At 64.0% G+C, this 23,789-nt stretch carries 23 protein-coding genes and 3 tRNA genes; 13 read left to right on the top strand and 13 right to left on the bottom strand.

Going from position 1 to position 23,789, the window contains the following annotated elements; translation table 11 throughout:
* Window positions 1–29 precede the first annotated feature (29 nt).
* The 5 genes from EJO69_RS08790 (at window position 30) to EJO69_RS08810 (ending at window position 4,099) form a co-directional block, all read left to right on the top strand.
* A protein-coding gene (locus EJO69_RS08790) for an IS3 family transposase (RefSeq protein ID WP_126042483.1) occupies window positions 30–1,285 on the top strand; the annotation gives its coding sequence in 2 pieces (ribosomal slippage) (window positions 30–300 and window positions 300–1,285; 1,257 coding nt in all).
* Between the two features lie 46 nt (window positions 1,286–1,331).
* The gene (locus EJO69_RS08795; RefSeq protein ID WP_126041087.1) at window positions 1,332–1,574 is read left to right on the top strand and encodes a hypothetical protein; all 243 of its coding nucleotides are present in this window, start codon (window positions 1,332–1,334) and stop codon (window positions 1,572–1,574) included.
* 64 nt (window positions 1,575–1,638) lie between these two features.
* Window positions 1,639–2,844 carry an IS21 family transposase gene (gene istA, locus EJO69_RS08800; protein WP_126038218.1) on the top strand — a complete coding sequence of 402 codons (1,206 nt, stop codon included), beginning with the start codon at window positions 1,639–1,641 and terminating at the stop codon, window positions 2,842–2,844.
* A complete protein-coding gene (istB, locus tag EJO69_RS08805) occupies window positions 2,845–3,594 on the top strand; it encodes an IS21-like element helper ATPase IstB (protein ID WP_126038216.1) in 750 nt (249 codons plus the stop codon). It abuts the gene before it with no gap.
* A 169-nt stretch (window positions 3,595–3,763) separates the two neighbouring features.
* Entirely contained in the window at window positions 3,764–4,099 is a 336-nt protein-coding gene (locus tag EJO69_RS08810; RefSeq protein WP_126041089.1) for a hypothetical protein, read from the top strand.
* Here the strand turns inward: EJO69_RS08810 and EJO69_RS08815 are convergent.
* The 5 genes from EJO69_RS08815 to EJO69_RS08835 form a co-directional block, all read right to left on the bottom strand.
* Window positions 4,092–5,306: a tyrosine-type recombinase/integrase gene (locus EJO69_RS08815; protein ID WP_126041091.1), complete on the bottom strand. Its 1,215-nt coding sequence runs from the start codon at window positions 5,304–5,306 to the stop codon at window positions 4,092–4,094. The genes EJO69_RS08810 and EJO69_RS08815 overlap by 8 nt on opposite strands.
* Window positions 5,307–5,402: 96 nt before the next feature.
* Window positions 5,403–5,492, bottom strand: a tRNA-Ser gene (locus tag EJO69_RS08820).
* A 136-nt stretch (window positions 5,493–5,628) separates the two neighbouring features.
* Window positions 5,629–7,620 (bottom strand): N-6 DNA methylase, encoded by a 1,992-nt coding sequence (locus EJO69_RS08825; protein ID WP_126041093.1) that lies wholly within the window; start codon window positions 7,618–7,620, stop codon window positions 5,629–5,631.
* Window positions 7,620–8,117 carry an NYN domain-containing protein gene (locus EJO69_RS08830; RefSeq protein ID WP_126041095.1) on the bottom strand — a complete coding sequence of 166 codons (498 nt, stop codon included), beginning with the start codon at window positions 8,115–8,117 and terminating at the stop codon, window positions 7,620–7,622. Before EJO69_RS08830 ends, EJO69_RS08825 begins: the two co-directional genes overlap by 1 nt.
* A 355-nt stretch (window positions 8,118–8,472) precedes the next feature.
* Window positions 8,473–8,563, bottom strand: a tRNA-Ser gene (locus EJO69_RS08835).
* 59 nt (window positions 8,564–8,622) lie between these two features.
* Between EJO69_RS08835 and EJO69_RS08840 the strand changes: the two genes are divergently transcribed.
* Window positions 8,623–9,579 carry an NAD(P)H-quinone oxidoreductase gene (locus EJO69_RS08840; RefSeq protein ID WP_126041097.1) on the top strand — a complete coding sequence of 319 codons (957 nt, stop codon included), beginning with the start codon at window positions 8,623–8,625 and terminating at the stop codon, window positions 9,577–9,579.
* Between the two features lie 76 nt (window positions 9,580–9,655).
* Here the strand turns inward: EJO69_RS08840 and EJO69_RS08845 are convergent, their stop codons facing one another.
* Both EJO69_RS08845 and serS read right to left on the bottom strand, forming a co-directional pair.
* Window positions 9,656–10,528, bottom strand: a complete 873-nt coding sequence (locus tag EJO69_RS08845; protein ID WP_245993605.1) for an HAD family hydrolase — start codon at window positions 10,526–10,528, stop codon at window positions 9,656–9,658.
* The gene (gene serS / locus EJO69_RS08850) at window positions 10,525–11,784 is read right to left on the bottom strand and encodes a serine--tRNA ligase (RefSeq protein WP_126041099.1); all 1,260 of its coding nucleotides are present in this window, start codon (window positions 11,782–11,784) and stop codon (window positions 10,525–10,527) included. The genes EJO69_RS08845 and serS overlap by 4 nt, the downstream gene beginning before the upstream one ends.
* Before the next feature lie 36 nt (window positions 11,785–11,820).
* Between serS and EJO69_RS08855 the strand changes: the two genes are divergently transcribed.
* On the top strand, window positions 11,821–12,948 hold the full coding sequence (locus EJO69_RS08855; RefSeq protein WP_126041101.1) for a diacylglycerol/lipid kinase family protein: 1,128 nt from the start codon (window positions 11,821–11,823) through the stop codon (window positions 12,946–12,948).
* Here the strand turns inward: EJO69_RS08855 and pheA are convergent, their stop codons facing one another.
* Entirely contained in the window at window positions 12,949–13,878 is a 930-nt protein-coding gene (gene pheA, locus EJO69_RS08860; protein ID WP_126041103.1) for a prephenate dehydratase, read from the bottom strand.
* Between the two features lie 50 nt (window positions 13,879–13,928).
* Between pheA and EJO69_RS08865 the strand changes: the two genes are divergently transcribed.
* Entirely contained in the window at window positions 13,929–15,995 is a 2,067-nt protein-coding gene (locus EJO69_RS08865) for a hypothetical protein (protein WP_126041104.1), read from the top strand.
* On the opposite strand, the gene EJO69_RS08870 is transcribed toward EJO69_RS08865, so the two are convergent.
* The 3 genes from EJO69_RS08870 to EJO69_RS08880 all read right to left on the bottom strand — a co-directional run bounded on the left by EJO69_RS08870 (window position 15,974) and on the right by EJO69_RS08880 (window position 18,062).
* The gene (locus EJO69_RS08870) at window positions 15,974–16,765 is read right to left on the bottom strand and encodes a glycosyltransferase family 2 protein (protein WP_245993607.1); all 792 of its coding nucleotides are present in this window, start codon (window positions 16,763–16,765) and stop codon (window positions 15,974–15,976) included. The two genes, EJO69_RS08865 and EJO69_RS08870, sit on opposite strands and share 22 nt — an antisense overlap.
* Before the next feature lie 83 nt (window positions 16,766–16,848).
* Entirely contained in the window at window positions 16,849–17,703 is an 855-nt protein-coding gene (locus EJO69_RS08875) for a DUF5926 family protein (RefSeq protein WP_126041106.1), read from the bottom strand.
* 8 nt (window positions 17,704–17,711) lie between these two features.
* Complete coding sequence (locus tag EJO69_RS08880; RefSeq protein WP_126041108.1) at window positions 17,712–18,062, bottom strand: rhodanese-like domain-containing protein; 351 nt, start codon at window positions 18,060–18,062, stop codon at window positions 17,712–17,714.
* Between the two features lie 22 nt (window positions 18,063–18,084).
* Here EJO69_RS08880 and EJO69_RS08885 point away from each other — a divergent pair, with 22 nt between their 5' ends.
* Window positions 18,085–18,690, top strand: coding sequence for a copper resistance CopC family protein (locus EJO69_RS08885; protein ID WP_164519922.1), 606 nt, complete (start codon window positions 18,085–18,087; stop codon window positions 18,688–18,690).
* A 154-nt stretch (window positions 18,691–18,844) separates the two neighbouring features.
* Window positions 18,845–20,584, top strand: coding sequence for an MDR family MFS transporter (locus tag EJO69_RS08890; RefSeq protein WP_126041112.1), 1,740 nt, complete (start codon window positions 18,845–18,847; stop codon window positions 20,582–20,584).
* 122 nt (window positions 20,585–20,706) lie between these two features.
* On the opposite strand, the gene upp is transcribed toward EJO69_RS08890, so the two are convergent.
* Window positions 20,707–21,345, bottom strand: a complete 639-nt coding sequence (upp, locus tag EJO69_RS08895) for a uracil phosphoribosyltransferase (protein WP_126041114.1) — start codon at window positions 21,343–21,345, stop codon at window positions 20,707–20,709.
* Between the two features lie 50 nt (window positions 21,346–21,395).
* Between upp and tadA the strand changes: the two genes are divergently transcribed.
* The gene (gene tadA, locus EJO69_RS08900) at window positions 21,396–21,860 is read left to right on the top strand and encodes a tRNA adenosine(34) deaminase TadA (protein WP_281272836.1); all 465 of its coding nucleotides are present in this window, start codon (window positions 21,396–21,398) and stop codon (window positions 21,858–21,860) included.
* 65 nt (window positions 21,861–21,925) lie between these two features.
* Window positions 21,926–22,013, top strand: a tRNA-Ser gene (locus tag EJO69_RS08905).
* A gap of 49 nt (window positions 22,014–22,062) precedes the next feature.
* Here EJO69_RS08905 and EJO69_RS08910 read toward each other — a convergent pair.
* Window positions 22,063–22,764: an Ltp family lipoprotein gene (locus EJO69_RS08910; RefSeq protein ID WP_126041116.1), complete on the bottom strand. Its 702-nt coding sequence runs from the start codon at window positions 22,762–22,764 to the stop codon at window positions 22,063–22,065.
* Window positions 22,765–23,062: 298 nt separating this feature from the next.
* Here EJO69_RS08910 and EJO69_RS08915 point away from each other — a divergent pair, with 298 nt between their 5' ends.
* Window positions 23,063–23,770, top strand: coding sequence for a response regulator transcription factor (locus tag EJO69_RS08915; protein ID WP_211331403.1), 708 nt, complete (start codon window positions 23,063–23,065; stop codon window positions 23,768–23,770).
* Window positions 23,771–23,789: the final 19 nt, after the last annotated feature.

Raw genomic sequence — 23,789 nt, forward strand, 5'->3', positions numbered from 1 at the left:
GTTTTGTGAGTCTGAGAGAGAATGGATTTATGCCCAGACGCATTCCTGAAGAAACAAAACAACGCGCGATCCGCTTGGTCTTGAACCACCTAGACGAATACGCGAATCTGACCGAGGCCTGTGTGAAGATCGGCGGGCAGCTCGGGATCGGTAAAGAATCTCTACGCCGGTGGGTACGCCAAGCCCAGATCGATGGCGGACAACGAGACGGCACATCCTCAGATGTCCTTGAGGAGAATAAACGCTTGCGTAAAGAGATCCGGGAGCTGGAAGAAGCTAACAGTATTTTGCGCGACGCAGCGGTTTTCTTCGCGGGGGAACTCGGCCCCCGATCCCGATGACCATCGCTTTCATCGACAACCAACGCAGCAAGGGCCACCGAGTCACCCAAATCTGCGACGTCCTCACGGGCCAGGGCCTACAGGTCAGCGCACGGACCTACCGGTCCTGGAAAACCGCCACCCCCAGCCACCGCGACCTTGATGATGCAATCATCATCGACGCCCTCCTGGCCACGGTCGGCACACCGGAAGGGATGTATGGCAGACGGAAAATGGTGGCCTACCTACGCCGCCACGGACTGGTTGTCTCAGCCCGGCGGGTTGACCGGCTGATGCGTGATCTCGAGATGAATGGCCGGGTCCGCGGCCAAGGAGTACGCACCACGATCCCCGACCGGAGTGCCGCCCGAGCCCCTGACCTGGTCGAACGTGACTTCACCGCGCCCATACCGAATGAGCGGTGGGTTGCTGATTTCACCTACGTGCGCACCTGGGCCGGCTTCGTCTACGTCGCCTTTGTCATTGATTGCTTCTCCCGCGCGATCGTGGGCTGGCATGCCTCGGCGTCAATGACCACACCCCTGGTGACCAACGCGCTACGGATGGGATTGTGGCGCCGTGACCAGGCCGGACACCCTGCAAACGCAGGTTTAATACACCACAGCGATGCCGGAGCTCAATTTACATCCGTGAGCTTCGCCGAGACGTTGGCCATGGAAGGCATCGCTGCCTCGATCGGATCGATCGGCGATGCCTACGACAATTCGCTCGCTGAGTCCACAATCGGTCTGTACAAAACCGAGGCGATCCGAGATGATTCACCGTTCCGCAGCGGCCCGCTCAAACAGCTCGAGGACGTTGAGTGGGTCACGGCGCAGTGGATTGATTGGTACAACACCACGCGCCTGCACTCACGCATCGACGACCTCACACCCGATGAATATGAATACCTCTACTACGCTAACCTAGAAACGCCCGCCCACACGGAGCTGGCACCCGTATAACACCGGCAAGAAACCGAAGACGGTTCAATCAGATACCTCGATGGGTGTGAAAATCAGTAATGGCGAGATTGATTTGGCCGATGATCAGGGTAAAAGAAGTGATCTTGTGCGGCTGGAGAGCGAGATCCTGCTGATGGGGCGGAAGGCTTCAGAGCTGATACTGACGGAGCCTGGGGCTGTCCGTTATGCCCGTTATTTAGACCGTCTGGAGCGTGAAAGGGATAGGGCTGTGTGGAGCACTCGTGAGCGTGATCCGCTGGTTCATTATTTGAGTGTCGGCGGCAGTTGAAAAGTGAGCAGTTTCGGCATTTGAAAAGTGAGCACTTCGATTAACGATGTGGAGTGTGATTTCAATGCACGATTGGGAAAAGATCCGGGTGCTTGCCCGCGAGGGTGTACCGAAGGCTCGTATTGCTGCTGAGCTGGGTATCTCACGCAATACGGTGGATCGGGCGGTGAAGTCTGATCAGCCGCCGCGTTATGTCCGCACGAGGACACCGACGAAGTTTGGGGAGTATGAGGCCCGGATACGGTGGCTGCTGGAGGAGTGTCCGACGATGCCGGCCTCGGTGATCGGCGAGCGGGTGGGCTGGCCTTACTCGGAGAGGGCCTTGCGGCAGAATGTGGCACGGATCCGTCCTGAGTATGCGCCACGACGTCTCGATCCTGCGGACCGGTTGGAGTGGGAGATCGGGGATGTGGCTCAGTGTGACCTGTGGTTCCCCAATGTTGATATCCCGATCGGGAACGGCAAGACGGCACGCTTCCCTGTGCTGACGATGATCCTGGCCTGGTCAAAGTATCCCGTTGCCTTGATGATCCCGAGCCGGCAACGCCCGGACCTGCTGTTGGGCATGTGGGACGGGATCAGCACCTTTGGCAGGGTTCCTCGACGCCTATTGTGGGACAACGAGGCCGGAATCGGACGATACGGCAAGCTCGGGCAGGAAGTCGCGGAGTTCTGTGGAACCCTCGGAGTGAAGCTCGTCCAAGCCAAACCCTATGACCCGGAGACCAAGGGCGTGGTCGAACGGTTCAACTCCTACCTGGAAACCTCGTTCCTGCCCGGGCGGACGTTCGCCAGTCCCAAGGATTTCAATGCTCAACTCGCCGGCTGGCTCGAGGTGATCCGAGGGAAGAAACCACGAGGGAAAGACCAAACTCGGGGCCAGGGCCTGACCGTCGAGCTCGAGCATATGGGTGCGTTGCCGCCGGTTGATCCCGCAGCGAGGTGGACTGTGCAGACGCGGTTGGGACGTGACTACTACATCGAGATCGGCGCGAACGCCTACAGTGTTGACCCCAGGTGGATCGGGCACCGCATCGACGTCACCATGGACCTGTCGACGGTCCAAGTCAGTACGGGCGGGAAGGTCATCACGACTCATGAGCGTCTTTGGGGCAGCGGCGGTCAGGTGACCGACCCTGACCACGTGGAGACCGCTCGGAAGCTGCGTGCGACCTTTCAGCAGCGCCAGGGCCTGCCCGGCTACGGAGTGACGGTCCAGGGCGGGGACCTGGCAGTATATGACCAGATCTTTGACATCGAGGTGGCCTAAATGGAGGCGATCAAAGACGTCACGTACTACACGAGTGCGTTGAAAGCACCACGTATTCAAGCTTCTTTCGCTCGCCTGGCTGACACTGGGCGGGCACAGGGCTGGACGTTCGAGGAGTACTTAGCCGCGGTTTTGGAAGCCGAGGTCACCGCCCGGGAAGCATCTGGGGCCGAGATACGACGGAAACGAGCACACTTCCCGTCCATGAAGACGATTGAGGACTTCACCTTCGATCACCAGCCCCACCTGCGCTCAGACGTTCAAGCAGCATCACGCTCGACCTGGATCCACAACGCGGAGAACATGATCCTTCTCGGCCCACCAGGCACCGGGAAGACTCACATATCGATCGGGCTCGGCATTGCCGCGACCAGGGCCGGAATCCCGGTCCTGTTCGACACCGCAGCCGGCTGGATCCAGTCGCTCACTGCCGCTCACAACAAGGGAGACCTGACGAAAGAGCTGCGGCGTATTCGCCGCTACAAGCTCATCATCATCGACGAGCTCGGCTACCTCCCCATCGAGCCAGAAGCCGCGAACCTGTTCTTCCAGCTCATCTCGGACCGATACGAGCAATCATCCATCCTGATCACCTCAAACCTCGCTTTCGGGTCCTGGTCCACGATCTTCCACGACGAGACGATTGCGACAGCCATCATCGACCGGCTCGTCCACCACGCCCAAGTCCTGACCACGAAAGGAACCTCCTACCGGATCAGACACCGACAAGAACAAGGAACTGTAAACTAAAACCGCTCAGTTTTCGATCGCCGGAAATGCACCAAATTCAACTGCCGCCGACAATTTGAGCGGGCCGTCGCGTTCGGGTAAAACTCGTGGGCTGCTTTCTCGCTATGGCGCTAATGCTTTTAGGATCACGGATTACACTCATCCTTTTGATAGCTACAACGGCGAGGGCGTGCTGATTATTGATGAGTTCAGGTCTCAATTGGACTTTTCGCTGATGTTAAATGTCCTGGCGGGTCAGCCTTTTGAACTGCCTGCGCGTTATGAAAATAGGTGGGCTGCTTACAGTGAGGTGTGGGTGGTGTCTAATCGCCGTCTGGAGCAGCAGTATAAAGATGTTCAGCGCGAACATCCGGAGGACTGGGACGCTTTCGTTAAGCGCTTTCACACAGTTGAAAGGCTCGATCACAACGGGGTGATGGAGGACGTTAGTGATGAATACGACTTGGATCACAGTGCTCGTGTGCGCTTGGGTGTCTCGGGGGCCACTGATCTGCTGGCTATGTGAGTAGGGCTTTCTCCAGGGAGGCCGCTGCCTTGGTCTTGCTGTTGCGGGTTAAGTGGGTGTAGTGGAGTGTCATCGCTCGATCTGAGTGGCCGAGGATTTCTTGGACAACTTCGAGGCTGACGCCTTCATCGAAGAGGATGGAAGCACACAGGTGCCGGATAGCGTGGGGTCGAATTGTTTCGCTTTCGTCTAAGGGCTTGGGGTGGTCTCTCTTGTGGTTGATGTAGGCCGTGAGGACTTCGTAGTAGGTGTCATAAAAGGTTTTGTAGGTCCAGGGGCTGCCGTTGGGTCGGACGAAAATAAGATCGCTGGATATAGCGGTGCTGCGGCGTTGTTTCTTCTTTTCTTCAATGAGGGCTAACCGCCACCGTTCGGGTAGGCGGATACTGCGGGCCTTTTTGCTTTTGGTCGTGGGCTTGATGTAATAGCCGGTTTGGCCGCTGTGCTTTTCGTGGCGGGAGAGTTGCTGTTTAATGACAATGCTCGCGTGCCCTTTGCGGGTCAGCTGGTTAGCGCACGACCATTCGAGGCCTAGGATTTCGGCGCGTCTGAGGCCTAAGAAAAGCATTAGGAACAGCGGATAAACGTCGTGATATGGGTTCTCTGGCTGCCCGATCCACCTAAGCAGGCCCTTGGCGATGCTGATCCTCTTGTTGATCCACTTCGTGTCGCTCTGCTCCACCACGCTGGTGTGCTGTGGCTCTGGAACAAAATGGAGGGGGCTTGCTTCAATGAGGCGGCGCTTGACTGCAAAATTCAGCATTCCCCTGAAAGTCCTGTAAGCGTGCTTGCGCGCGCTGGTGCCGATGGTGTTTAGGTCGCTGTAAAAGAGCTTGTGGCAGCGCTCTTCGGTCAGCGTCTCGATGGTCTCGCCTTTGAGATGGGGAAGAATGTGGATCTCGAGATCTCTGCGGTATTTGCGTAGCGTCTCAGGCCCTACAGTGCCGTCTAACGCGCTCAACCATAGGTTCAGTAGGGTGGTAGCGCTTGTGCCTGTGCGGCGTTCTACGGGCCGTTTAGACACCCTCTGGGACAGGTTTTTGCTGCGGTTGGCTATCGCTTGCTGAGGAGTTGCGCCGAAACCTCGAACAAACCTGCGCTTGCCCTCGTGCCAGTAGGTCGATGAGGCGCACCACACGAGCTGGCCGTTGTTTTTTGTCTGGAACACAGAGCCTTCGCCATCTTGGCGCTGCTTAGGTTTTGCCATAGAAATAATGATACACACAATGATACACGCGGGGGTGTTTTTGACAAAAGAAAAACCCTCCAATCGCTGGTATTTCAACGATTAGAGGGCTCTTCGCGGAGATGGAGGGATTTGAACCCTCGAGGGGCTATGCACCCCTACCTCCTTAGCAGGGAGGCGCACTCGACCTGACTATGCGACATCTCCAGGTGCTATGAGCTAGCGTCAACCATTTTACAGGTCAAGCACCCTAATCGCTAATGAGCGAGTGGTGTGCACCGCCATACCGCCATCCGTGCTCCGCAGATGGCGGACTTATATCTATCGCGGGGCGGCGTGGGACTCAGAGTGAGACGTGATGGCGGACTGCGTCGAGGATACCCGCGCGGGCATTATCTCCGAGGCGAATGAGCCGACTGGCCTGGGCCTGAATGTCGCGGATGCGGGTGAGGAGCGCCGCCACCCTCTCCTGATCCGCGAGCGGAATGAGGGGGATCTCCATGTCCTGAAGGCGGATTCGGCTGAGTGTGGAGTCGACTCGGAAGCGCTCGTTCCAGGCTCCCGTCAGCGCGAGGGCGAGGTAGTCCGGTGCGAGCGCGGACCGGTCTGTCACACGCAGGTGTTCGACGCTGAGGCTCACACGATGGTCGCCGTCCCAGTCGACCATTGCATGCGTGCCGTGGATCGTTGACAGAAGCACGTCGCCGGGCTCGGTCTCCTCGGGGGAGTTGAGGGTGGGGTTCTCGCACTGGGGCGGGAGCGACTGGTCTCGCAGATGCTTGGCGTGGATGACGCAGGGGTCATCCTTTTCCGGGGCCTGCCCCATGCGGCTGGGCACCCGTTCCACCACCTTCATCTCCAACAGCTTCCCCACGGTCGTGATCTGGGGCTCGGGGAGCCCATCGAGGCCCAGGGGAGTCAGTGGCGACGCCGCCATCTCCCCGATAATCGCGGACAGTGCGGCGGTGGAGTCGATGGCCGCCGCCCTGATCGCCGCGGGGTCGACGTCCCGCACGCCGGTCCACGGCGCGGGAGTGAGATCGGATCCGGCTGCGAGGAGGGCGGTGATGTCGACGCGGGCATGAGGTGCGTCGATCCGGTCTCCGCCGAGCCACGAGGGAATAACGTTCTGAGGATCCGTCACCTCCCGGGCGTCGATGAGGAGGACGGGATCGGCCGGGCCCGGGTTCCGAAGCACCCAGAGGGCCGGTGCCGTCGCCGTGTAGGTGAGCGTGCGGCTCGGCAGGCTGACGATGGCCTCGACGCAGCCGGCTGTCAGCAGGCTCGCGCGAATGTCCTGCTCGTTGCGCCCCCGCCGCAGCACGGTGTGCGAGGTGAGGATGTACGCCCGGCCCTCGGGAGCAAGGTGGGCGAGGGCGTGCTGGATCCACAGCAGCTCGCTGCCCAAAGAGGAGGAGATCCCATGGGAGTACCGCGGGTCGGCCAGCATCTCCGTCGGGTCGATCCGCAGGGCCAGCGGCGGCTCCGCAATGATCGCATCCGCCTTGAGTCCCGGCACAGGATCCTCCGCGAGCACATCGCCCAGCGTGAACGAGACGTTGACGCCGCTCAGCATCGTCCGCAGGCACGCGATGGTGAGCGCTCGCGGGCTGATCTCCGAACCGACAAGGGAGGTGGCGCGGTGATGGGCTGAAACCTGGAGTAGGGCGTCGGCGATGCCGCTCGCGGGATCGTAGACCGTTCCCTCAACATCCCGGACCAGCGCCGCGAGGAGGGCGGATGAGCCGGCCTCGACGCTCCCGTGGACATTGCCGAACCGGTCCGACCGGGAGAATCGCCCGATGATCTCATCTGCATACTCGGCGATCCGTCCGACGGCCGCCGAGCCGATCGCCGTGAGGAGCGGGGTGATGGCTGCGGGGCTGACGTCCTCAAGAAGGTCGGCGAGATCGAGCCGCAGTGCGGCTCGATTCCTCTCATCGATGGGATAGAGGCCGCGGAGCTCGGCCTCCGCCGCCGCAAGGAGCGGCAGTCGCCCGTCCACCGGTGCGCTCGCGATCTCATCGAACTCGTCGGGCAGGTACTGGCGGATTCCGAACAGGAGCAGGATGAGGATCTCCGCCTCGTCCACCTCCATCACCCCCCGCAGAACATTGAGGGATGCCCAGATCTCCGTGACGGTGTCGGTCGTGACCGTGTAGTCACGCGCGGTCAGCCAGGAGATGATCTCGTCCCGGGAGAAGAGTGGACGGGAGTCGGTGCCCCCGACAGGCTCCGGGAAGTCGTCATAGCGCCTGCGCCAGTTGCTGACGACCGGTCGGCTGACCGACGCGAGCTCGGCGATGTTGGTGGGGGAGAGGAGCTGGTCAGACATTACGCCGCCTTCACGTAGGTGGAGAGAAGTTCGTCGAGGATGATGACTCCGGAGGCCGCGGCCACGAGGAGTGGTGAGAGGCCGCCCCGCCAGGAGGCCACTGTCACGGGCGTGCCCCCGCCGACAAGGCTGCGGACCGTCTCGGCGAAGCCGTGATCGCCGGTGACGAGGACGATCTCGGTGAAGCGCTCACCGAGCTCCTCGTCCTCCAGGACCTCAATGAGTGCCTCATCCGCAGCGTCCGGGCCTGTGCCGGTGCCGACCACCCGGGCGCCCGCCCAGGCGAGCTTCGTGTTGAGGTGGCCCTTCTCGCAGGCTCCGATGATGACATGCTCATTGGGGCGGATGGCGAGGACGAGCTCGAGGATCGCCCGGCCCCACGCGGCCTCGTCGACGGTCATGGCCGCTCCTCCAATGATGTTCTCGAGATCGACGAGGATGGCTCGTCGATCGCCGTACTGGTTGGTCTTCTTCCGACGCTGTGCATTCGTGAACATCTTAGCCTCCCATGGCCGCTGTGAATCAACTTTTCATCTGTTTTCAGACTACGGGTGCGCCCGGACACAATTTTCTGTGAAATACGTTCACAGGGAGAAAGCTCGACTGTGAGACGTGGAGATGAGTCCCACTCTCATCCCGACTTTTCCCCGTCATACCTGTCATAACGGGACCTGCTGGCAACACGAAATGTCCGACCAAATAGATCACCGCATAGGGATTCCTCGTTCTCGAGTCCGGCCGCAAAGCAGGCGGGAAGGCCGAATGCACGGGAAAGTCCAACAAGCCGCGCTGGAGTACAAGAAAGTCCTGAGCCGGAACATCGTCTGTCAACGACGTCCCGACTCAGGACACTGGCGGAGGGTGGGGGATTCGAACCCCCGATGCGGGGTCGCCGCATAACGGTTTTCAAGACCGTCTCATTCGGCCGCTCTGACAACCCTCCAAGCCCGCTCATTCTACTGATTCCGCTATGGACATGCACATCGCTGTCACAATGGGGCAATGACTGAAACGATGCGCGCGATGACTGACGAGTCCCTCGATCTTCGGGAGGTGCCGATCCCCACCCCCGGGCGGGGCGAGGTCCTCATCCGAGTCGACTTCGCCGGGATCAACCGGGCCGATCTCAGCCAGGTGGCCGGAAGCTATCCGCCCCCTCCAGGTGCCTCGAACATCCTCGGCCTCGAAGTCTCCGGCCACCGAGTCGACACGGGTGAACGGGTCATGGCGCTGCTCTCCGCCGGAGCCTACGCCGATTATGTGGCGGTGCCCGAGGGGCAGGTCATGACAGTGCCGCACACCATCGACCAGGCCCACGCCGCCGCCATCCCCGAATCGCTCGCGACCGCGTGGTCCAATCTCGTTGATGTGCTTCGAGTCGGCGACGGGACCACCGTCCTCATCCAGGGCGGCTCGGGATCCCTTGGGACGATCGCCGTGCAGCTCGCCCGCGAGCTCGGAGCGACGGTGATTGCCACCGCCGGCGGGGAGGAGCGGTGTCGGGCGGTCGAGAGCCTCGGCGCCATAGCAGTCGACCACCACGGTGATCTCGCCGAACAGGTCAGGCATCACGCGCCGGACGGTGTGGATGCGGTGCTCGACATCATGGGAGCCGACGTCGGCGAGTTGCTTCCGCTTCTCGCAGCCGACGGCAGGATCGCCGTCATCGCCCTCCAGGCCGGCGCCATCTCGGAGATCAATCTCGGGCGGATGATGGTCAAGAGACTCTCCGTCCACGGTACGACCCTGCGCGGCCGGCCCACGGAGCAGAAGGAGGCGATCGTCCGAGCAGCGGCCGACTTCGCTCTGCCGCGCCTATCCGCCGGCCAGATCGTCCCCCTCGTCGCCGAGCGATTCCGCCTCGACGAGGTCGAGGCCGCCTTCGCCTACGTCACGGAGTCGAAGCCGTTCGGCAAGGTCGTCCTCGACGTGGGAGCGACAAGGGACCAGCGGAGGTAGGGCGCCGCCTTCCGTCCGCAACGAGTGGGCCCGCCGATCACTCGGCGGGCCCACAGCGGCAATTGACGTCTGAGCGTCAGAGAAGTCGTTCGAGGACGATGGCGAGGCCATCGTCGCCCACGGATGCCGTCTTCGCATCGGCGGCCGCATGGACACGGTCGTTGGCGTCTCCCATGGAGATACCGGTGCCGGCCCAGCCGAGCATCTCGATATCGTTGTCGCCATCGCCGACGGCGAGCACATTCGAGGTCGGCATACCGTACTCCTGGCGCAGCTTCTCGAGCGCGGTCGCCTTCGAGACTCCGAAAGGGGAGATGTCGAGCCAGGCGGTCCAGCCCACTGCGTATTCGACACCATCGAGACCGAGACCGTCGATCCGATCCTGGAGCTGTTCGGCGCTCAGGGAGGGGGCGCGCACGGTCAGCCGTGTCGCATCATCGCCCGCGAGCTGGTGCGGGGGAAGGATGACCGAGCTGCCGACCAGTTCACCGTGGGGGAACGGCGCTGAGAGGCGCCGCGGTCCACGCGCCGGTTCAACGGCAAGAAGCGCCTCCGGCACGTACGTCATGATCGTCTCGATCTCTCCGGCCGGATTGAAGGTCGTGTAATCAAGGAGGCGGGCGCCGGGGTAGATCCCGGGCTCGACGACGCCCACTTCGCGGGAGAGCGTGATCGCGCCGTTCGCGCAGACGGCCATGCCGTCCGGCAGTTCGAGCTGTTCGGCGACGAGCATCATGGCGTCGATGCCGCGGCCCGTCGCGATGACGATGTGTGACCCCGCCTCGAGGTGAGCGTGGATCGCCTGCGACACCCGCCGTGAGAGCGAGGTGTCGTGGCGGATCGTCGTCCCATCGAGGTCGAGGGCGACGAGAAGTTCAGGGCCCGCTCCGGGAAGGCCCGACAGTGCGTCGTCGAGCCTCGCCACATCTGCTGCGCCGAAGACCGTCACGTGGTGGCGATCAGCTCTCGGCCGCCGAGGTAGGGGCGCAGGCCTTCAGGGACGTAGATGCTGCCATCCTCGCGCTGATGGTTCTCGAGGATCGCGACGAGCCAGCGGGTGGTGGCGAGGGTGCCGTTGAGGGTGGCGACGATCTGCGTCTTCCCATCGACCCGCTCGCGCACGCCGAGGCGCCGTGCCTGGAACGTCGTGCAGTTCGAGGTCGACGTGACCTCCATCCACCGCTCCTGGCTGGGCAGCCACGCCTCGCAGTCGAACTTCCGTGCGGCGGAGCTGCCGAGGTCGCCCGCGGCGGTGTCGATGACGCGGTAGGGCAGCTCAACCTTCGCGAGCATCTGCTCCTCGAAGTCGAGCAGTCGAGCATGCTCATCCTCGGCCTCGGCCGGGGTGCAGTAGGAGAACATCTCCACCTTGTTGAACTGGTGGACTCGGATGATCCCGCGGGTGTCCTTGCCGTAGGAGCCCGCCTCGCGGCGGTAGCACGTCGACCAGCCGGCGTAGCGCTTCGGCCCCTCGGACAGATCGATGATCTCGCCCGAGTGGTAGCCGGCGAGGGCGACTTCGGAGGTGCCGACAAGATAGAGGTCGTCCTGCTCGAGATGGTAGATCTCGTCCGAGTGCGCGCCGAGGAATCCGGTGCCGCCCATGATCTCCGGCTTGACGAGCGTCGGCGTGACCGTGAGGGTGAAGCCGTTCGCCTCGGCCAGGTCGGCGGCCGCGGTCAGCAGGGCGAGTTCGAGGCGGGCGCCGATGCCGGTGAGGTAGTAGAAGCGCGATCCGGACACCTTCGTGCCGCGCGCCATGTCGAGGCCGCCGATGCCCTCGGCGAGGTCGAGGTGATCCTTGACCGGGAAGTCGAATTCGGGGACGTCGCCGACGTGCTTGAGGACGGTGAAGTCGTCCTCGCCGCCGGCGGGAACGCCGTCGATGATGATATTCGCGATCGACATGGCGATCTGCTCGTACTCGGCATTCGCGGCCGACGCGGATTCCTCGAGCTCCTTGACCTTCGCGGCAAGAGCCTGAGCATCGGCGAGGATCGCGGGGCGCTCCTCGGGGCTCGCCTTCCCGACCGTGCGGGAGAGAGCCTTCTGCTGTGCGCGGGTCTCTTCGGCGATCTGGAGGGTCGACCGGCGAGCCTCATCTGCCGACAGGAGCCTATCCACGAGTGCCTCATCGGCACCGCGGGCGCGCTGCGAAGCCCGCACCGCCTCAGGATTCTCCCGGACATAGCGAATATCAATCATGTGAATAGTCTAGCCCGCACGGCTAATGTTTCCGATATGACCTGGGATTCATGGCTGGCCATTGCCGCCCTGCTCGTGGCGCTGAGCGCCCTCACCATCGCCCTCGGAGCCCGACGGGCGCTCGCCGCCGTATCGGGCCGGCGGCCCGAACCGATATCAGAGGAGGCCGCGGTAGACGATCTGAGGTCCCAACCGGTCGTTGTCATCTACAACCCGGTCAAGAACATCGACGTTCCCGTTTTCACCCGGATGGTTGAGGACATGGCGGCAGATGCCGGATATGTCGACGTGCGCTTCGTCGAGACGACGATTGAGCACCCGGGCGATGATCAGGCGAGGCAGGCCGCCGCCGACGGCGCCGGCCTCGTCATCGCCGCCGGCGGGGACGGGACCGTCCGTGCGGTGGCGGCGGGCCTTGCGGGCAGCAGCGTCGCCCTGGGCATCGTCGCCCTCGGCACCGGCAACCTCCTCGCCAGGAACCTCGATCTCCCGATCAACTCGTCGGAGGAGATGGTGCGGACCGCCCTGACGGGTGGCACCCACTCGATGGACCTGGGCTTCCTCGAGGCTGATCCGCTGACCGAGGCTGAGATCGAGCAGATCCGCAGCGACGATGAGGTTGCGGTGTCAGTCCCGGAGGGCGAGCATGCCTTCGCCGTCATCGCCGGTCTCGGCTTCGATGCGGCGATGGTCGGCGACGCCGATGATGAGCTGAAGTCGAAGCTCGGATGGTTCGCCTACATCGCCTCCGCGGTCAAGAACATGGCGACGACGAAGATTCGGGCGACGGTGACGACGGGGGTGGCGCAGGAGGTGCCGATCGACGCTCGATCGATCATGTTCGCGAACGTGGGGCGGCTTCCTGGTGGGGTTGTCCTCGCGCCGGACGCGAAGCTCGATGACGGCTGGATCGACCTCGTCGTCATCGATACGAAGGGCGGACTCGTCGGCTGGGCGGATCTCGTGCGTCGGATGGGATTGGCGGGCATGGGCGTCACCCACGATGCCCTACCGGAGACGGGCCGGATCGACCTCAAGAAGACCCGCGCAGCGAGCGTCGTCACGCGCGAGCCGGAGCGCGTCCAGGTCGATGGGGACGTTCTCGGCTATGCGACGACGATCAGGGCGAGGGTCGAACCGGGCGGACTGCTCGTCCGCTTCTGATCAGCTGTTCGGAAGCAGGCTGGCCACCCACGTGCGGGCCGCGGCGAAATCCTGGTCGGCCGTCCCGGGCCGAAGCGTGATCGGTACCTGTGTCGCGCTCGGGTAGGAGCCGAAAAACCGGACGAGCGGGCACGTCCTGTGCAGACCGATGAGGACGGCCTGGATCCGCTCATCCTCGACGTGACCCTCGCAGTCGATGGAGAACTGGTACCGGCCGAGGGAGTCCCCGACAGGGCGGGACTCGATGCGGGACAGGTTGACTCCGCGGGTCGCGAACTGCTCGAGCATGGCGAGCAGTGCCCCCGCCTCGTCCGAGGGGAGCTGAACCTGCAGCGTTGTCTTGTCCGAGATCGTCCGCTCGGGCAGGGGGATGTTCTCCGGGCCGACGCAGATGAAGCGGGTGACAGCATCCGGGTTGTCCGCCACGCCCTCGGCGATGACCGTCAGACCGTACTGCTCGGCGGACAGCGGGTTGCACAGGGCCGCATCGAAGTTTGCGTTGCCCTCCGCCATCGCCGCGGCGGCCGCCGCCGTCGATGTTGCGGGCACATGGGCGACATCGCCGAGATTCTCGGAGATCCAGTTCTGGCACTGCGCCCATCCGTGCGGGTGCGTGCCGACCCTCTTGACGTTCTCGAGGCGGGTTCCGGCGGGTGCGGCGAGCACAAACGTGATCGGCACGAGCATCTCCGCAACGATCCGCAGCGCGGTCCCGTTCGACAGGGAGTCGATGGTGGCATTGACGCCACCCTCGACCGAGTTCTCGATGGGGACGACGGCGAAGTCGGTCTCGCCGCGGCGCACCATGCGCAGGGCGGCGGGGACGTCGATCGCAGGCACATGCTCCGACTCATCCTCGGAGATCTGCATGAGCGCCATCTGCGTGAAGGTGCCGCGAGGGCCCAGGTAAGAAAACCGCATGATCGCCATTGTAGTACTGCCGGGGACCGGCCTGTCCGGTGTCCATATAGGATCGACGCATGAGAATGCCAGCCGTCGTCGCCGCGATGCTCGCGTGCGCGCTGGCTCTGCTGCTCCCACCTGCAGCCGCATACCCCGAGGATCGGCCGACCGTCTTCATCGGCACCGGCGGAATCATGTGGGACTACCTGGACGAGGCCACCACCCCGAATCTCTTCCGCTTCTCCAACCGGGCAGATCTCGGTGCACTCAACGTGCGCGGTGCCCACCCGCGGGCCTGCCCGGCCGACGGCTGGCTGACACTCGGGTCCGGCGAGCGGGCGGGCGATGGCGTGACCGACTCGGGTACCTGCCGCGTCCTCGACGAACCGGTCGACGGCCGTGTCCCGCATTGGGATGAGTACGAGGAGGCCGCCGAGCGCTCAGCCTACGATCCCGAACTCGGGCGGCTGGGCGAGCTGACCGACTCGATCGAGACGCTCGCGCTTGGGCCGGGCGCTGCGATCGCTCTGGCCGATAGCGACGGCCACATCGACGACTATGGCCGCGTGGACGACCTCGCCCGTCTCGCCCCCGGCAAGGACCTTGTTCTCGTCGATCTCGGTGCGCTGACGGAGGATGAGCCGCGGGTCTTTGAGAGCACCCAGGTGCGGCCCACCGCCGACCCACCCTCCGTCAACTTCACAGGTCCGGACTGGGATGAGGGGCGGATCAGGGCGGGGATGCGCGAGTTCGATGAGCGGCTGGGCGCCGTTCTTGCCGATGTCGAACAGGCCCTGCCCGGCGCCGACATCATCATCGCCTCCCTCGCCGACTACGGGGAGCCCTCCACCCTCCAGGTGATGATGCGAGGTTCGGATGAGCCCGGGCTGCTGACCTCGCAGGCGACCCGCCGTGCCGGGCTCGTCACCAGCACCGACCTCCTTCCGACCCTTGCTGAGCAGGCGGACGGCCAGGGCGTGACCTCGATCGAAGGCAGCTCAGCCGAGGCGAATCGCTCAGCCGTCACCGACCTGACCGAGCTGAATCAGTCGATCAGGCCCGCGACCGGCCCGATGTATGTCGCCTGGGGTGTCCTGTGGGGCCTCACCCTCATCGCCGCACTCATCCTTCGCAGAGGAGGTGCCTTACACACCGCCGCGCTCGCGGCCGCCGGCTTTCCCGCGGCGAGCGTGGCGATGAACCTGCTCCCGTGGCACGAGGCCGGGCATCCCACGGCCACCCTCATCGCCGGCTCACTCCTGCTCAGCGCGGCTTTAGGGGCCGGCGCTCATCGGGCGCGCCGGTTCGGGGTCGAGGTGCCGGCCGGGATCATCGCCGGCCTGACGCTGGTGGCCTTCCTTGGACCCATTCTTCTCGGGAGCACGCTCGCGCTCGACTCGGTGTTCGGCGCCCAGCCGCAGGTGGGCCGCTTCTATGGGATGACGAACATGATGTTCGCGATCTCAGCGTCAGCGGGCCTGGTCCTGGCGGGAGTCCTGGCAGAGCGGGTGACCGACCGGCGCCGCGCCGCGCTCCTCATCGGACTCGTCGGGGCCGCGGTCATCATCCTCGACGGTTCACCCTGGCACGGCGCCGACTTTGGCGGACCGGCCGTGCTGACGTTCGCCTTCCTCCTGCTGGTCCTCCTCGTTCTGGGAGTGAGGATGACGGTGGTCAAGGCAATCGGGATGGCGGTGGCGGGCGTCGCCGTCACGGCCGTCTTCGCCGGCATCGACTACCTGAGGCCGCCCGATCAGCGCACCCATCTCGGCGACTTCGCGGAGTCCGTTCTCGACGGGTCCGCCATGACCGTCATCGCTCGGAAGGCGCTGCAGGTGGCAGGGCTGTGGCCCCTCATCCTCGCTCTCGTTCTCGTCGCGGTCGGGATCATCGTTCTCGTGCGGGCGCGAGGGATGCGGATCGGCAACCCGATCAGCCCTGATGGGAGTGTGTGGTCGTGGGTTGCGGCAGCGCTCGCCGTCGCCCTGGTCGGCGGCATGCTCCTCAACGACTCCGGGCCCATCATCGTCCTCGTCGGAGCCCTTGTCGCCATCCCTCTCATCGCCTCAGCGGGGATGGGGGAAAGGCAGGGGAGCCGACCGCGCGCAGAACCTGCTGACGGTCAGACGGCTCGGACGCGATAGGCGTTGAAGGGCTCGCCGGGGCGCTGGCTGCTCGGGTCGACCCGGAGGTTCGAGGGGATGCGGACGCCGCGCAGGCGCCGCAGATTGACGGCGAGGGAGACGTCCCGATACTGGGCCGCGCGGTGCAGCTGACCGGAGAAGTCGTTGCCTGTCGGGCGGTGCTGGAGGTCGCACGGAACCTCGAGAAGGGTCATGCCGGAGACGAGCATGTCGATCGTCATGGCCGTCTCGACACCCCAACCGCGCGCGAGAGGCTTCGCGGACTCGTACGCCTCGCGAGTCATGCAGCGCTGGCCCGAGAGCGGCTGTGTCGGTGACCAGCCGGTCATCGTCGAGATCGCCCGGCGAGCCATTCCCGTGACGAGACCGTGGCCGCCCGCGCCGCTCTGCTTCGGGAGGACCGCAATCGTGCAGTCCACCTCCCCGGACAGCACTGGGTCAACGAGGGGGGCGGTCTGGACGGCGGTCTCGCCGAGATCGGCATCGATGAACATGAGGAGCCGGGGCTGGCGCCCCTCCGCGTCCCTCATCGCGACGACCGAAGCTCCCGTTTCGAGGGCCGAGGCCTTGCCCCGGTTGACAGGGTGGCGGACGACGGTCGCGCCCGCCGCGCGTGCGGCCGACTGAGTATCATCCGTCGACCCATCATCGACGACAACGATGAGGTCGACGTGTGGGATCGCGCGCGCGGAACGGACGGTCGATGCGATCAGATCGACCTCGTCCTTAGCCGGAATGACGACGGCCACGTGCACGCGAGAGGAGTTCACAGATTGAGTTTAGCGTTCTTGTGCTGAGAGATTCACAACAGTCCGGATCCGGCTCCGGTTGGATGCCGGATCCGGGTGCGTGATCAGCGCAGGGTGACCTGACGCGAGACGATCCCCGACCGGGTCCGCTTCTCTTCAGGGGTGAGCGGTTCCGTTGACGCGATTGCGGCGGAGAATTCGGTGTCGAACTCGGCCATGGGGCCCGCAAGCTCGTCCGCCTCGGTGCCCGGGGCGAGCTGCCAGACGGGGATGAGGAGGCCGCAGGCGCGGAAGGCGCCGACGAAGCGAGCGTCCTTGTCGAAGCCCTCGGACCGGGCCGTCTGGAGGCGAGCTAGGCCATCGAGCACCCTGTCCTGGTCCTCGGTCCGGATCCAGCGGATGAACTCGTTCGCCATGCGCACCCAGTAGGCGCCGCGGACGGAATCAACGGCAACCGTGGGGGAGACGTTGTCGCGGGTCTGCTCGATCGCCTGCCTGACGTCGTCGCGCTCCTTCTCCTCCTCGCTCACCCAGTACGCGAAATCCTCGTACAGGGTCAGCGTGAGCTCCTCGTCGACGAGGACGTCCTGGAGGCGCGGTCCCGGCTCGGGGAGCGGGGCCGACTGGATGACCCCACCCGGTTCGAGCTTGAGGGCGTCGATGATGAGGGCGGCGAGGTCGCGGGAGGCGTCGCCCGAGCCCGTGACGGTCTGGACCGCGACGAGCAGGTCGCCGTTCTCGCGCCGGACAGCCGCCGACACGTTGGGGAGGAGGGTGACGAGGGTGATCTCGCGGTTGCCGTATTCCTCCGTCGTCCTCACCGTCGTCGTCGCTGCCGGGATGATCTCGCGCATGGCGACGAGCTCGACCTCGGCCTTGAGGCCCTCGTACGGGCGATCGACGAACGGCACCCGCTTCTTCTTCGGCGCCCTGTCCTTGAGACGGCTCTTCTTACCCATGGCTCTCCTTAGGCGATCGTCGGGATGTCGCCGTCAGACGACACGAGGGGGAGTCCGTTGTTCTGCCAGGCGGCCATGCCGTCCGTCAGGTCCCAGGCCTCGATGCCGTTCTCGGCGAGGATCTGCGCGGCCTGTGCGCTGCGTCGGCCGAGCCGGCAGACCACGATGATGTCGGTGTCCGGGATGTCCTCGATGCGGTCAGCCAGCTCATCGAGAGGGATGTGGACCGCGCCCGGAGCGTGCCCCGCATCCCATTCGTCCTCGCTGCGGACGTCGACGAGTGTGAATCCCTCCGGGATGGGATCGTCAGCGTCGAGGTCGGTCGTGACGATGGGTCCCGGATTGAGTGGAATAGCCATGCGTCTAGAGTACGGTGAAAGGATGTTGGGACGAAACTTCTCACCGGTCATGCTGTTGGTCCTCGTCGCCGGATTCCTGTTCGGCGCAGCCCCCGCCCAGGCGCACGACACTCTCATCGCCGTCAGCCCAGAGGATGGGTCGCAGGTCAACTCCTCCCCGGCCGAGGTGGTGTTGACCTTCTCCGGCGTCCCACTCGATGTGTCCCCCCAGGCTATTCTTCAGAGGGACGGCGAGACCATCGACACCGAGCCGGTCACCATCGACGGCTTCGACGTCATCCTGCCGCTGCCCAAGCTCGAGGGAGGCGACTACACGGTCATCTACTCCATCGTCTCCTCCGACGGGCACAGAATCGACGGGACGACCTCGTTCTCTGTCGCCGGTGGCGGAGGTCAGTCTGGCAGCACCGGTGCGGCGCCCGATGAAACCGGCGCACCTGCGCCCGCCGAGACGACGGCGGAGGATGAGCCGGCGACGGACTCGGATGGCACGGACACCGACAGCACGGAGGGGGAGGAGTCCGGCACCGATGACGGCGTCGTCTCCGGCATCCGCTGGGCCGGAATCCTCGTCGTCACCCTCGGCATCGCCGTCATCATCTCCCGCTCGCTGCGCAATCGGAAGTAAGTTACGGGGTTGGGGCTCCCGTGTTAGCAGGATCTCCATCTCCACCACTTAGCACCGTCGAGATTCGGGAGTATGTTGTCCTGTTAGGCGGAGATGAAGGGGAGCTGTGAAGAAGCGGGATAGGGACTTGACCTCGAGGAGAGCGTATCGAGGGATGACCCCCGAGCAGGCTGAAGCAGCGGATAGGAAGCACCGGGAGGTGCTCTCGATTCTCACCGGGCTTCTGCTCGTCCAGTTCCTCGGCATGCTCGCCAATACGATCGTGTCGAATGCGATGCCCGTCATCGTCGCCGAGATCGGCGGCAACCAAGCCCACTACACGTGGATCCTCACGGCCGGCATCCTCGCCAACACGGTCATGACTGCTCTGACCGGCAAGCTCGCCGACCTGTTCGATAAGAAGCGGCTCTTCATCGCCTCGATGCTCATCTTCATCGTCTCGTCCGCCCTGTGCGGGGCGGCGACCAGCCCGGAGATGCTCATCGCGTTCCGCGTGCTTCAGGGCCTGGGCATGGGCATGCAGGTCATGATGTCGATGGTCATCATGGCGACCATCATCCCGCCCCGCGAGCGCGGGCGGTACAACGGCTACATGGGCGCGACACTGGCTCTCGCCACGGTCTCGGGCCCCCTGCTCGGCGGCCTCATCGTCGACACCCCGTGGCTCGGCTGGCGCTGGAGCTTCTGGTCGATGATCCCCTTCATGCTCGCCGCGATCTGGGTCATCGTGCGCAGGCTCGAGGTGCCGAGCGTCCGCAGCGGCAAGGTGCATCTCGACATCCCCGGGGCCGCCCTCATCGCCGCCTCGGCCGTGTCGCTCCTCCTGTGGGTCTCCCTCATCGGCCGCGGCATCCCCTTCACCGACACGGGTGCGCTCGTGCTCCTGGCCATCGCCCTTGTCACGGCGGTCGCCTTCGTCCTCGTCGAGAAGAGGAGCCCGGAGCCCCTCATCCCCATGGACATCCTCACCCACCACAACACCGTCCTCGCGATCATCGCGGTCATGGGCGCGGGCACGATGATGTTCGGTGCGTCGGTCTTTCTCGGCCAGTACTTCCAGTACGGCCGCGGGTACTCACCCTCCGCGGCTGGCCTTCTCACCCTGCCGATGATGATCGGCATCGTCATCGCCTCGACCTGGATCGGCCAGCTCATCACCCGCAAGGGAATCTGGAAGCGGTACGTGGTCTCAGGTATGGCGCTCATGACCCTGTCGGCCGCCGCCCTCACATTCACCCGGCAGGACACGAGCCTCATCCTCATCGGCCTTGCCCTCTTCGCGGGCGGCTGGGGGCTCGGTGCCGCGAACCAGAACCTCGTCCTCGCCGTGCAGAACACCGTTCCACTGAGGCAGATGGGGGCGGCGACCTCGACCGTCACCTTCTTCCGCAACCTCGGCGGCGCTGTCGGCATCCAGATTCTCGGTGCCGCCTACAATGCGGCGACAGACAGCTACATAGTCCGTGAGCTCGGGGAGGTCCCAGCGGCACCCGCCGGCGGGGCGGGCGCCCTCGACCTCAGCGCGCTTCCGGACTCGATCGAGTCCGTCGTGCGCTCCGCCTTCGGGAACTCCCTGTGGTCCGTCTTCGCCGCCTCCGCCGTTCTCCTTCTCGTCGGCACGATTGCGGCAGGTTTCATGAAGGGGACCTCCCTGCGTGACACCGTCGATATCGAGAACACCGTGCACCGGTCCCTCGTCAAGGAGGACGCCGATGAGGGGCAAGAGTTGGGGGCGGGATTGTCTGGCGAGCGCTCAACTGGGGAGGGTGTCAGCCTGGAGGAGCGGCCTGCGCTGCGGCCCGACCGTGACCATCTGTCCGATCGCCGCGTCACCGGCCTCACGCCCATTCTTCCCAACGACGAGGACGAGCCGAAGACCGACAAGACCGACTGATGTCGGCGTGCAGACCGTGCCGACAAGGACGCACGCTGCGAGGATCGTGCGTCCAGTGCTTGAGGCGCAGATAAGGGTGGAGGGCCGACAGATGTCGGCCCTCCACTGTCAGTCTTCTGGGATCAGTCGACGACTCCGTAGAGACGGTCTCCGGCATCGCCCAGGCCGGGAACAATGTAGCCCTTCTCGTTGAGCCTCTCGTCGACGGCAGCAAGGACGACGGTGACGTCCGCGCGGTCTCCGACGTGATCCTCGAGGGCCTTGATGCCCTCGGGTGCGCCGAGGAGGCAGATCGCCGTGACATCCTTCGCGCCCCGCTCAAGGAGATAGTCGATGGAGGCGATGAGCGTGTGGCCGGTGGCCAGCATGGGGTCGAGGACGAAGCACTGCCGGTTCGACAGGTCATCGGGCAGACGGTTCGCGTAGGTGACCGCCTCGAACGTCTCCTCGTCCCTCTTCATCCCGAGGAAACCGACCTCAGCCGTGGGCATGATCCTCTCCATGCCGGACAGCATGCCGAGGCCCGCGCGGAGAATGGGGACGACGATTGGGAGCGGGTTCGATAGTGCCGTGCCGGTCGTCTTTGCGACCGGGGTCTCGATCTCGAGCGGCTCGACATCGATATCCCTCGTCGCCTCATAGGCGAGCAGCGTCATGAGCTCTTCGACGAGCTGCCGGAATACCGGCGACGGTGTCTCCTTACGGCGAAGGGCAGTCAGCTTATGGGCGACAAGGGGGTGGTCGATGACCTGCAGTCTCATGTCTACTAATCTAACGCAGTAATAGCGTCGACGCAGGGAACGGAGGGCCCATGTGGCCTGAAAGAGTCAGAGATTACGAGACTCATATGCGGCGATGCCTCGACCTTGCCCAGGAGGCGGCGGACCGATCCGACATTCCGGTAGGGGCCGTCGTCATCGACGAGAGCGGCATCATCGGCACCGGCTGCAACACCCGGGAGCACGACCACGACCCTGCCGGGCATGCGGAGATCGTCGCCCTGCGCGAGGCTGCACGGGCGAAGAAGAGCTGGCGGCTGGACGGGTGCACGCTCGTCGTCACGCTTGAGCCGTGCACGATGTGCGCGGGCGCGATCGTCCTCTCCCGCATCTCCACAACAGTCTTCGGAGCATGGGATCCGAAGGCCGGTGCGGCTGGGTCGGTGAGGGATGTGCTGCGAGATCCGAGGCTCAACCATCAGGTCGAGGTCATCGGCGGCGTGCTCGAGCAGGAATGCTCGTCGCAGCTGGCAGCCTACTTCAAGTCGCGCCGATAGGTCCGCCACATTCGCGCGCTCTGATTTGTGAAAGCGGCCCACCTGCCAGTAATCTGAAGTGCGCTGGTGGAGTGTCCGAGCGGCCGAAGGTGCAGCACTCGAAATGCTGTTTGGTGAAAGCCAACGTGGGTTCAAATCCCACCTCCACCGCCAATTTCCCCCGGAATATCTGTGAAAGATGCTCCGGGGGATTTCCTTCTTCTCAGAGTCCCGCCTGATCAACCCCGAAGGTTGCCTGCTCGAGCGTGAATCCTTCGTAGAGGAGTTGGTCGATGAGTCCCTGCCGGGAGAAACCGCTGAACTCCAGGTAGGACTGCGCCGACTCCGCGGCCTCCTGATTCCAGTCGACGACGAGAGAGTCGACGCCGTAGGTTGCCTGTTCGAGCGTGAAGTCTTCGTAGGTGAGCTGGTCGATCAGACCTTGACGCGAGAACGCCGTGAAGCTGAGGTACGACTCGGCAGATCCGATCGCCTGCTCATTCCAGTCGATGGACATCGTGTCGACCGCGAGCTGCGCATCTGCGTTTGAGTAGCCTTCATACTCGAGCTGGCCCACCAGACCGCTCCTGGAGAAGTTCATGAACTGGAGATAGGACTCTGCGGAGCGGACGGCGTTCTGCTGTTCGAGGGAGAGGCTGGATTCGGGCGATTCAGCCGGCTCTGCCTCGACTGTCTCGACGACGGGCTCCTTCGTCTTCTGCTTCTCTTCGACGACGGGTTCGGTGTCCTCTTCCGATGGCTCCACATCGGGGCTATCTGTCTCGTCGACTGCCTCGGATGTCAGTTCTTCTGTCGGTCCAGCACCCTCGGTCGCCTCGTCGCCAGAGCATCCAGTGACAATCCCGAGCGCAAGCAGCGCGGCGCAGGCGCCTCGTGCGATCTTGAAGTTCTTTGAATTCTGCATAGTAATCCGTCCTCATCAGCGCTGGACCTCGTAATGGTTGCGTTCTGGTGACCCAGCGCTTTGCTGCTGCGGCCCCATTGCCGCTCAGACACAACGATACTGATCCGATGGGGCGAAGTTTCGGTTTTCAAGTGAGTCGAAGGCGAATGGCGAGTGGATCAATGCCCGACGTCGCCAGACTGACGGTGACGAGAGCTCCTGATGAATACCCGACGAATGCGCGCACACGGCGGTTCTTCCGACGCTGCTGAACAGTGGCGGCCGCTGGATGGTGATGAGGAGGTGCGATAATGCCACCATGAACGACAGAATGGCGGCGAGGGCGCTGGTCATCGACGATGAGCGCGCGCTGGCAAGCATTGTTGCCTCGTACCTTCGCCAGGCACAGTTCGAGACCACGGAATCGCACGAAGGAGTCGAAGGGCTGCGGCTGGCACGAGAACTGGACCCGGCCGTCGTCGTCCTCGACCTGGGCCTTCCGGGTATGGATGGGGTCGAGGTGTGTCGTCAGATCCGGACATTCTCGGACTGTTACATCATCATGCTGACGGCACGCGTCGACGAGATGGACAAGGTGATCGGACTGTCAGTGGGTGCTGATGATTATCTGACGAAGCCCTTCAGTCCCCGCGAGCTCGTTGCACGGGTCCAGGCGATGCTCCGGCGTCCGAGAGGCGGAGCATCTGCTCTTTCCGTCGCCAATCCGACGCGCCGATTCGGCGACCTGAGGATTGATCCTGGTGGCCGAGAAGTCTGGTTGGGCGATGAGATGGTCGCGGTGACGCGTACAGAATTCGACATTCTCGACGCGCTGTCAGCGAATCCAAACCTCGTTCTCAGTCGACGCCAGATTCTCGACGACGTGTGGGGGCCAGGCTGGATCGGCGACGAGCACGTCGTGGATGTGCACGTCGCCAACCTCCGCAAGAAGCTGGAGGCGATCCCGTCCGAGCCGCGGTACATTCTCACCGTGCGAGGCGTCGGTTATCGGATGGGACAGGGCTGATGGCTGAACCGCGCAATCG

Origin of the sequence: Flaviflexus salsibiostraticola (assembly GCF_003952265.1) — a bacterium.
Lineage (GTDB): Bacteria > Actinomycetota > Actinomycetes > Actinomycetales > Actinomycetaceae > Flaviflexus > Flaviflexus salsibiostraticola.